4 protein-coding genes and 1 tRNA gene are annotated in these 10533 nt (G+C 59.9%); 1 reads left to right on the forward strand and 4 read right to left on the reverse strand.

Annotated elements, in window-relative coordinates:
• Window positions 1–278: 278 nt before the first annotated feature.
• Window positions 279–368: transfer RNA gene (locus BLJAPNOD_RS04185), tRNA-Ser, on the forward strand.
• A gap of 187 nt (window positions 369–555) precedes the next feature.
• Here BLJAPNOD_RS04185 and BLJAPNOD_RS04190 read toward each other — a convergent pair.
• The 4 genes from BLJAPNOD_RS04190 to BLJAPNOD_RS04205 form a co-directional block, all read right to left on the reverse strand.
• Window positions 556–1320 carry an HNH endonuclease gene (locus BLJAPNOD_RS04190; RefSeq protein WP_115418994.1) on the reverse strand — a complete coding sequence of 255 codons (765 nt, stop codon included), beginning with the start codon at window positions 1318–1320 and terminating at the stop codon, window positions 556–558.
• A gap of 82 nt (window positions 1321–1402) precedes the next feature.
• On the reverse strand, window positions 1403–3370 hold the full coding sequence (locus BLJAPNOD_RS04195; protein ID WP_147294518.1) for a hypothetical protein: 1968 nt from the start codon (window positions 3368–3370) through the stop codon (window positions 1403–1405).
• A complete protein-coding gene (locus tag BLJAPNOD_RS04200; RefSeq protein WP_115418996.1) occupies window positions 3360–7763 on the reverse strand; it encodes an N-6 DNA methylase in 4404 nt (1467 codons plus the stop codon). The genes BLJAPNOD_RS04195 and BLJAPNOD_RS04200 overlap by 11 nt, the downstream gene beginning before the upstream one ends.
• 2 nt (window positions 7764–7765) lie before the next feature.
• Window positions 7766–10531: a DEAD/DEAH box helicase gene (locus BLJAPNOD_RS04205; RefSeq protein ID WP_115418997.1), complete on the reverse strand. Its 2766-nt coding sequence runs from the start codon at window positions 10529–10531 to the stop codon at window positions 7766–7768.
• Window positions 10532–10533 lie beyond the last annotated feature (2 nt).

Genomic DNA, 10533 nt, shown 5'->3' on the forward strand with positions numbered 1-10533 from the left:
CTCTTTACCCTAAAGGGCAAGGCCGTCTTTTTGTCAGTCGACATTTTGAGCAGGGTTTTCGGGATCATTCCCGAGGCCCTGCCGGTGAATGGGCGCAAATCACACCCGCTGCGGTGAGGGCAAGCCACACCACTTCATTGCGCGAATTAAGGGAAACGCTGACCTCTGTCAAGAAGAAGCCACTCGCCACATTGGATAAACTTCATCGAGGCCCTTGCCAGCACCCGAATCTGCGGCTATGAACCCGACCGCGCCGAACAAGCGCCGACCGACTATGCGGAGAGGTGGCAGAGTGGTCGAATGCACCGCACTCGAAATGCGGCATACCTGCAAGGGTATCGTGGGTTCAAATCCCACCCTCTCCGCCATTTGTATTGTTAACGTGTTGATTTTATTGCGCGACAGTAGTCACAGGTGATCGCGCCCCTCACCTTACCCCACATTCAAGCTTGCATTGTAGTGGATCGCGCCGGACACCATTGGACGTCGATTGATGGATACCGGCTCGCAAATATCCCGGGGCGAAAGAACGACGCGGTGTTGCCGAAGGCCTTTCTATTGATTCAGCCTGAACGGATTCGCGCGGTGCCAATTAAGGCGTGCGCGATGATTGTCGGTCAGCGGGATCGCCTCGCGCCAGCGTAACTCGGCGCGGGCGTTCTCGCTCAGAGACGGTGAGTATTCCGGCCGGCCCTCATCATCGAATGTGACCAAGCCTCGGTCGAAGGCCGCGTCCCAGAGCGCTGAAAGCAGCAGGCCGTTGTGCACGTCCAGCCGCTCCGCGTCACCGGCGCAATCCTTCCAGGCGATGATGTGGCTGGCGCGCAGGAGCGCGGGATCCGTGATTCCGGTCAAAGGGCAGCGGCCCTGCCAGTAGGTCATCAGTCGGTCGCGGAAGATGTCCTGGCCAACGCGCTGAATAATCAGGCGCTCGGCTTCGGTTGTCTTGGGCAGATCGCGGACTGCGACAAGGAATTCCTCAAGCGGCCCGTCCGGGAGGGTTACACCCAATTGATAGACGCGCGTCAGTTCGGCATAGAGCTCTGTCAAGCTGGCGTACATAAACCGTGCGAGGCCGGGGCCGGGCATGTCGTCCTGCGGACGTCCCAGTTCCTCGACAATGCCCCCATGATCGAGGGCCAGAAACCACGGGCCCTCTTGCCCCATGGCAGCTAACCAGATCGTGCCCTTGGCGGTGGTGGAACCATAGCGTGCCCATCCCTCCATCTGACCCATTGCGCGGCGATATCCATTCTGCCAGGAAACTTTCTGGCATTCTTGGCCGACGATAAAGCTCTGAGGAGATTCTAACTTGATCATGCTGCCCCCGTGCAGCCTGCAGGGCCTGGACTTACCTGCCGGCTAGGTCGGCATATTTCTGAACGGATATTTCCAAGCATAGTCAAAGATCCATCCTGAATAACCGCTTTTCCGCAGGCGTTGAGCTCATTTGTAGTCTAACGTGAAAATCGCTCTGTAATTCCGGCGGCGGAGCACTTGTGGTAGTGACGATGTACTGGAAGCAAGGAGTTCCCGCTTTCGGTTCCCATTCGCTTACCAAGCTGAAAAGACGGGCATACAACTGCCCGTCTAGGTCTGCTTCGCGCGGGCTGTCGTGGATGAGAAAAGCGGGCAGGTCCGCTTTCTCCTCTATGGCCATGTGCAGCGCTGCCAAGTCAAAAGCAACAACCATCAATGAATCGAGAGCAGCCGTTGAAACCTCACCTCGGCCCAGAAACTGGGCGTCAACCTTCAGGCCTTTGCCGTCCAGCTTGATGCTGCCTTCTACCCCCTCGGGAAGCCAACCGGCCATGATCCCCTGATAGCATTCTTCCAATGTTCTGATGGCGACTCTCGCTCTTGCACGTCCTAAATCCATTTGCGCACGTACAGCTTCCAATGCGCTGGTTGCGGAAGAGTCCGGCTTCGTCAAAGCCTCTGTGTTGCGGAGGGCACGCACGTCGTCGAGTACGCGCCTTGACTGATAAATTCGATCCTGAATATTTTTTGCTGCCGCTTGAGCGGCGCGAGTGACTGTGTCGGCGCTCTTCGCCTCGCTTTCAAGGGCTTGTTGCCGGGGTCCAAGCTGATGGATCATCGCTTCGAGCCGCCTTGCTTCCTGACTGGCGCTCTTCGCTTCTGCATCCAGTCGCGCTGCTTTGGCGCGCTTGTCGGCAATCGCCGCCTTCAGTGCTTCCAAGTCGCACCGTTCAAGCGAGATGGCGCATCCCTTGGCAAGCGTCTCGTCAATAGTGACCCTACAGACAGGACAGACCCTCACAGCTCCCTGAGTGATGTCGAAGTCGCCGTAGTTTGCCTCTGAACGGTAGCGCTCTGCCTCTCCCAGCTTGAGGTCGCCGTCCTTCAATGCCTCCTGCTGTCTGGCTTCCAATGCGCGGCGTTCTTCGTTGAGTGCGTTTAAGCGAGCGAAGATCGAGCCCACGTCGGGCGGTTTCGGCAAATCGGCACGCATCGCTTCTGCCAATGCTGCCTCTGCCCGCGAAATCAGTCCTTTCTGATCGATGGTGTCATCAAAATCGACCTCGCCGCTGACACCCAGTGCTGCTCTTACCGCTTTCAGCCCATCAAGATAACGCTGTTGCTGATAGGCTTGACGCCGCCGTTCATCTTCGGCTGCGGTCACGAGTTCCCGCTCCCGAAGCGCTGCTGTCTGCTCTTCTGCATCTAACGCACGTAGGGCAAGGCGCACCATCGTCAGCTTGGCAGTTTCCCCAAGCACCTGCGCACGGGACCGTGACTGCGTCTGCACCGAACGCCACGCCAGAATGTCTCCAAGGCGACACTCCTGATCGCGCGTCATCCAGGCACGAAGAACATCCCAGACCTGCTCGCGACTGACTTCTGGAGGTGTCGCTCTCGCGATCATAGGAAAAAAAGCTTCGACCACTATGGGATCGATGAATGCTGGATCACCATCACGACGCCCCCGCGCGATGGCGTCTTCAATGGAAGCGGCTTGAACGACGAACTCCCCGCCCGGCAACCCCAAAGGCCGAACAGCGACCCAGCACACGCCATCGAGAAAAATTTCGGCCGCGATCAAGCCATCTTGAACTCGGGCGAACACACGCGAGCGCTGAGTCTCAGTCGCGAAGCCTGGCTCCCCCAGGCAAGCCCGCAGCAAACGGCAGAAAGTTGTCTTGCCGCTGCCATGGGCCAAGGCTCGGTTGCCGCTACTCGACATATCCGGCGTCCAGACAATATTGAGCCCAGGCTTCAGCCGCACATCGCGGATGATGGTCTTCGGATCGCTGAAGATCGCTAAGCGACGGATCCAAAGTCGAGGTTCGCTCCTTCCGCGGGGTGCGGCGGGCAGACGCATTACGGGAGCGAACAGATCAGCCGGCACGACCAAACCTCGCCCAAACGACATTGTCCTCCTGCGAGAGAGCGGCATTCAGAGTTCCGAGCTCGATGCCGCTAATGGCGCGCATCGCGAAAGCGACCCGCTGGGCATCGGGGGACTGAGCGTGCAGTCCGGCTGAATTGAAATGCGGCCCCCGTATCCAGGCTCCGTCGACCGCCTCCGCCAATTGGCCCGAGGAAAGCAGCGCCTCAAATGTCGATCGCCATGCTTCATTGATGGCAGGGCGTAGCCGGACTACGCCTTTTGTTGGCTGCGCTTCGGGGCCGATGAGCCTAGTCCATTGGGTGCGGTCGGGGCCAGTCAGTAAAGGGGTAAGCAACACTGGTTCCGCGAGGCTGGCGATAAGGAAACGGGTGCGACCAACATCGTCCACGGGATTCATAAGCCAGAGCGCATACTGAGCCCCGTAACGGAGACGATCACCGGGCTGAACGTTTGTCGGCCAGGACCATGCCCCGTTGCGTAGCGTGTCAAGGGGCGGCAGATCGACCACAGTGGGAGCAGCTTCCGCCATCGGCGCATCCGCAAGACCCGCCTCCCTGAGCGTTTCGTCCGCATCCACACGGACCCATGCTTCCTCGATTAATCGTTGAGTTCGGAACTCCTTGAACTCCCGCATATCGGCATTGCGAAGGGCTTTGAATGTTTCAACGCCGCAGCCTTTGCCCAAAATGTTGTCGGGATCGAGGATATAGAGCATCTCACCCTTTTTCATCCGGAATACGTCGCGGGCGACCAGCGCATCAATTTCAGCAGCCACGACAGCGCGTTGGTCCGGGTCTTCGATAACATCATCTACCGATGCCAAGATGCCCAGCCCGACTGCCTCTTGCCGGAATTCCTCCATCTCCGGGCCAACCGCGCAGAGCGAGCAGACCCGTTGGGCGATCTTGGTTGATGATGGGGTTTGCGTGTAGTCGCGAGGGAACGGCAGGCTGTCCATGATCGTGTAGGACATGGTGAGCGACACCTTTTTGCGAACCAAGAAGTCCATTGCGAGCGAATTGGCCACGCCGAGCCAAATCAAGAGATCCCGGAGCTTGCCTCGGCTAAACTCAATGGTCGGCACTTTGTGACCACTCACACTGCCTTTTGGTAGCAACGCCGCCACCAGCGCCCTTTGGTTCGTAGGACTGGCAACATCTCCGAAGCCCACGCGGAAACGGTCGGTTCGCGATCCAAGCTTGTCAGGTATTTTGTCTTCAAGAATACGCCATTGCGGCTGAATCTGCTTCGTTGGGTGACCGAAAGGAAGGTCGTCCCAAACCGCCGAACGACCCCGGCCCGAAACATAACCCTTGGCCCGATAGTCGTAAGTGTCGATCATCCGACCTTCGAACACAGGCAAGCCTTCGTCACCTTCGGTGAACAGACCCCGGTCCGTTCCCATGTCAACTTCGCGCATGTAGTGGCGATAAGGTACGCCGTCGATCTCAGTACCGAACTTTGGATAGAGCGCATACATGCGTGCACAAATGTCGATCTCGGACTGCGCGGCGAATTCCATAATCGCGACTGCATCGGGTGAGAACTCTTCAACAACAGATACCGGAATTCGCAAACCCTTGCCTGACTTAAACTCCTGCAGTTTTTCGGCGGTGTTGACCCGGAAGGATGCGACGAACTCGGCGGTTTTGCCGCCCTTCCACGCGACGTAGACGCAGAATTTCATCGCGGTGTGCACCTTAGGGAACCAGATGCCCTTGGTGTTCTCGAAGCCAGCCAACCGATCCAGCCTAAATGCCGAAAAAAGCTCCTTTCGGATCGCGGTTGCGTTCGCACCGTTGTACATCCCCTCGGGGACAAATTGCGCTGCAACCCGCCCCTTCCTGGTCGCGGCCAAAGCGGTCTCTACAAACATCCGGTAGACGTTGAAGTCCCCCTTGCCGAGGTTGCCTTCCGCAAAAAGCCGGTAGCGGCCGCTCGATTTTATGAAATGAACGGCGGCATATAGATCTGCACAATGCTGTTCCCAACGCTTCGAAATCACCGGATCGGTCAGCAATCTGGCGTATGCTTCTTCTTGCTCATCTGGCGACATGTGACGGATGTTGGAGTCATGGACGGCAAAGTATTCTTTGTAGTCAGGGCTCATCGTGTCCCACGGCGGGTTGCCCAGCACCACATCGAACCCTCCACGCTGCATCACATCGGGAAACTCCAGCGGCCAGTGGAAGGCGCGGGCGCGGCGGGCGGCCTTGGGCGCGTCAATCATCGCCTGCCGAACCTTGCCCTGATTAAGGGCCATCCACAGCTCCTCCGTCGTCGGCACCGTGCGGCTTGACGCCCCCGCCGGTGCGCCGCCCACTTTGCGCAGCAGGAAGGCCGCGACATAGAGGTCCGCCGCCGCCTTGGCGCGGACGAAGGTCTGCCCCTTGCGCAGCTCTTTGAACCGCTCGGCCTTGGCCCCGATCTGCTCGACCGTATCCTCGGGCAAGTCACGGAAGCCTGAGAAATCCAGCGCCAGCGGCCTCATCGTAGGCAGGGCGGCCCGGCCGGTGCCGAAGTCGAACCCGCCCTGACCGGCGGTCGCGGCGCGATTTGCCTGCAGGTAATATCTAGTCGTGTCCTTGTCGTCGCCAGTCAGCGGCTTGTAGGCGGCATCGGGGATGCCGTCCTGCAGCACTTTGAGGTCGAATACGCCCAGCAGCGCGTCGCCGCAGCGGATCTGCGCATCAAAGAAGCCGAGGGGAAGGCCGGGGTCCACCGTTTCGATCCAGAGCGCGACCTTGGTCAGTTCCACCGCCATCGGGTTGCGGTCTACCCCGTTCAGGCAGGACCGCGCGACATCGCGCAGAGCATGGCGGAAATCGGCGAGCGAGGGTGTACCATCGGCTCGAATGCGGGCCAGCCGCGTGGCGATGCGACGGGCGGCGGCCAACAGGAAGTGGCCTGAGCCGCAGGCGGGGTCGATGACAGACAGTTTAAGGAGGGCCCTGGCGGGATCGTCTGCTTCGGCTTCTGTCTTGTCGAGCACGGGGTCAAGCGCGGTGTCGAGAAGCGCTTGAACCAGGCTGTCGGGCGTGTAGTAGGAGCCTGTGGTCTTGCGCTGATTGCCGCGCTGCTCGGCGGCCTCGGAGGCGAAGTGCAGCGTCTTGCCGTCATCGCCCAACTGGGGCTGAAGCTCGAGGAGGGATTCATACACCGAACCCAGTTCTTCAGTTTCCATCGCCCGCCAATTGACCGGGACCATTCCGGTCTTGTCGGTCAGCCAGGAGAGGCGGTAGAGCGCCTCCATGAAGGCCTTGTTACGCAGGCGGGCGGTTTCGAGATGGGGCAGCTTGTCTTCGGAGAACAGGCCGCCAAGGGCCGGAAGCGCAAGGGCTTCTTGCCCATGGGCGAGCGCGTGGAAGACGATCTTGATGCCCTCATAGCGGTCGTGGTGCTTGTCCCATGAGGCTGCCCGGTAGCACTGAGCGCGAAGCACCGCGAGGCTGTAACCTTCGGCGTAGAGTTTGCGGGCATCGGGCTTGGCTTTCTCCGCGTGAAGGAGGTTCCGGTCCTCGGCCACCATCAGGAATATCAGGCGGTAGACGAGGCGGAGCAGTTCGTTGAACCATTCGGTCAGGTTGACATCGCCGGATTTCAGCTTGGTTGCGAGGTCGGGATTAGCCTCGAGAAAGCCGGAGCCCAAGACCTTGAGGGCGATCTGGACCTGAACGGCCAGGCGATCACGGGCGACCTCGCCTTCCTTCGCCCCGGCGTCGCGCCAGCGTTCCAGTGCGCAGTCGGTTGTCGGGGCACCTATAACGCCGAAGCGGGTGCGATGGATCAGGAGCCAGAGGACGGCAAAGGACGCAGCGTCCTCGTTGGTGAAGATTTGTACGAGGTCCGCTTCGATATAGGCGGGGCGCGTCAGCGACGCGTTGTCGCGCATCAATCGGATTAGGGTGCCATTGGTGACAAGGCCCCAGAGCGTTTCGTCACGCTCGTTCAGATAATCCTGGAGAGCAAAGGCGGGAGAGCGTGTGCGGTCGATCGATAGGGTCGCGCTGCGCCGGTCGAGTTTTTCGTCTGAAGGGGGGACGACCACAATCGGCACCCGTTCGCCCGCAATGAAGGAAAGTGTGCCCTCGGCCGGGACAAGATCGTCGTAGCCGAAGGTCTCCTGCAGGAAGGCTTTGACGAAGCGGCGCGTCGCCTCGGCTGACGGATTTGCGATCCTGGCGAAGGTATCGAAATGGGACTGGCCGACGCGGAAGGCAGTCGATATTTCCTCTCGGATCGTCAGGCCCTTGCGGATGCGGTAGTGGGCCTCCGTTTGCTCTGATGCCTCGCGACGGTCTGCCGCGGCGACCATGGCTGGCGCGATCAGATTACCTTCGAGGCTGAGAGACGGCCAGGCCGACATATCGATGACGGGCTTGCGTGCCATAATCAGACCTCACTCGGAATCAGGACGAACAGACCGATAACGTCGGGCGGTAGGACCGCCTCGACTGTAACGCGCGAGGCCGATCCGGCAGCAGCACGCAGGCGGGCATGATCCTGCATGAGTTCTTCCGCACGGGTTTTAAGGAATTCACCCAATGGACCGTCGATCAAGCCGGGCAGGTCCTCCTTGGCTTTGGCAATAAACCGGTCGCGCGCCGATGATGCTAGGTCGGCGTCGGCAGGCGTGTTCAAGAGCGCACGGGCCGCTTCGCCACTCGTAACGATCCTGCTGCCCTGCATAGCGACAAGGGCAGCCTCCTCGGCGAGAAGCAGGCGTTCCTTTCGCGCATGGACCGTCAGCTTGAACCGGATCCGAAGGAGGGCAACGCGGGTCATCTGCTGGACGGCTGTCGTCGGCCAGGCACCAACTCGACCAATACCCAGGCCGGACAACGTTTCCGGATCAAGTGATGCTTCCACCAGCGACTCTGCAAGCGTCGTCGTCAGAGGATGAGTTCTGGTCAGCAGCGCCGTTCCTGAGGGTGCCGGTTCAACCACAGCAAGACGAACCGAGCCGGTTAGCCTCCGCTGGTCCAAGCGATCTTTCAAGCTCGCTTCCAAGGCATGAACATGGGCAACCAAGAGGTTCTTTCGAGGCTCAAGCGGCACACCAAAGCGGGACATTGCTCGTTCAATGAACACTTTGGCATCGTCGGGCGAGCCCAGCAGGGTGCGGACTTTCTCCCACTCTGAAGCGACTTCCTGCGGCTTCATCGCATTCTGTGCAAAGCGAGCGCGGGATTTCTTTTCGCTTTCGGAGGCGTCACGCCAGCGCGCTTCCATGGCTTTCGTGCCGTCCTCAAGGCGCAGATCAAGGGCCAACTGGCGCGTGCCGCCTCTCCGAAGCATCATTGAAGCCATGAGCGCATCTGTCACCGGTCCCCGATCATCGGGCAGCGGTACAGTTACGCCGGTTGCCTTGCGGATTTCCTCCGCCTTGCGGAGGATCACATCAAGCACGGCGCCGTCAATGGCACTGTCTGGCGAAAACATCATGACCGAGCGGACCAGCTCGGCCGGTTGTCCAAAACGATCGACCCGGCCCTCCCGCTGCTGATGCCGCGTCGGATTCCAAGACAGGTCGTAGTGAATGACCGTGTCAAACAACTGCTGGAGGTTGATCCCTTCTGACAAGCAGTCGGTGGCAACCAGAATGCGGTGGGTTTCCTTCTGTTCATCGGCCGCGGCCATGTCAGCCACTCGATCGCGGCGCTCATCAGGTGTCAAGACGCCTGTCACTGCTTCGATGACCAGCTTCGGGAAAGCCTTGCGAAGACCATCGCGGACATGTTCAGCCGTAGCGAGGTAACGGCAGAAAACCACGGGGTTCGCGCCCTTTTTGATCAGCGGCGTCAGGGTGTCAATCAGAGCGGAGAGCTTCGGGTCGATCTTGTGGACTAGGTCTTCTGCCCGCCTGACTAGGGCCAAAAGGGCCGGATCACTGTCAAAGCCAATGCCTGGCTCAATATCGACAGCGTCCTCGTCATCAGAATCTTCATCATAGATCTGAGGCTCAAGCCGCTCGCTCTCATTGGCCATGCGGTTACGAAGGGCGCTAAGGGCGGCCGCGGGAGACGATCCGACACAGCGCATCAAGGCAAGTGTGCCCCAGAATGCTAGTCGCTGTTCCCGCTGGCCAGAGCCAGCCCGTAAAACCACGCCGAAGCAGTAATCAAGCACAGCCTCCTGGAAATCGAGATGTGTCTGCGACAAACGGTAGGGAGTTTCGGTTGTTTCGTGTTTCGGAAAAGCACGGTGCTCGTCCCACTCCCCGGAAACCAGGTCAATGCGCTGCCGTTGTACAAAATGCCGCGCAAGACGTTCGCGATAGCGAGCGTCATCAAAATTCATCGCACCAAAGGATTGCTCGATCAGCGAAAGAAGGCGACCGAAAGCATCTTCGTCCCCGGAATGTGGAGTCGCGGTGAGGAGGATCATGCGTCGCTCAGGATTGCGCGCCAGTCCAGCGAGCAGTTCGAATCGTTGCTGCTTGCCCTTGTGTGTGCCAACGCACGCATGTGCTTCGTCAACGATCACGAAGTCTGGGCAGGCGCGAGCAAAGCCCTCGCGCCGTTTCTCGGCCTTGATGTAATCGAGGCTGACCACGGTATACGGATAGGCATCGAAAAGCGTCTGCGCGAGAGGGAGGCCGCGTTCAAGTTGGGCAGCACTTCCAGATGTCACGGCGACGGCTTCAATTCCGAAGCGCGACGTCAGTTCGCCGACCCATTGCTCGACGAGATGCGGCGGGCAGAGCACGGAGAAGCTATCGACTTCGCCCCGGTCCATCAGCTCACGAAGGATCAGGCCCGCCTCGATCGTTTTCCCGATCCCTACATCATCGGCGATCAGAAGGCGGGGCACCTGTAGACGAAGCGCCATCAGCAGGGGAACGAGCTGATAGATTCTGGGCTCAAAGGCCAGATGGGCGGCCGATCGGAAAGGGCCTGCTCCGCGCCGAAGGGTCAGGCGCATGGCGTCTGCCAAGAGCGCGGCCTTTGACTGGACAGTCGGCGCGGCGTCTGCTGGCAGGTCGAAACGGGCGGCTGAGACAGGGAGCGTTTCGAGTGCCGGGTCGAGTATTACCGTATTGTTCTCGCTCCCGGAGAGGGGGCGAAGCGCCAGAATGCCCTCGCGCGGGGAAGGCAGGGCCACCCATTCGCGCCCGCGGGCACGAACGAGGTCTCCGGGGGCAAAACTCACGGTCATCA

Origin of the sequence: Ensifer sp. M14 (genome assembly GCF_003355565.1) — a bacterium.
Lineage (GTDB): Bacteria > Pseudomonadota > Alphaproteobacteria > Rhizobiales > Rhizobiaceae > Ensifer.

What these genes read in the sequence shown, in the direction of transcription:
- BLJAPNOD_RS04190 (WP_115418994.1), bottom strand. Translation starts at nt 1,320, where the DNA reads ATGATCAAGTTAGAATCTCCTCAGAGCTTTATCGTCGGCCAAGAATGC.
- BLJAPNOD_RS04200 (WP_115418996.1), bottom strand. Translation starts at nt 7,763, where the DNA reads ATGGCACGCAAGCCCGTCATCGATATGTCGGCCTGGCCGTCTCTCAGC.
- BLJAPNOD_RS04205 (WP_115418997.1), bottom strand. Translation starts at nt 10,531, where the DNA reads ATGACCGTGAGTTTTGCCCCCGGAGACCTCGTTCGTGCCCGCGGGCGC.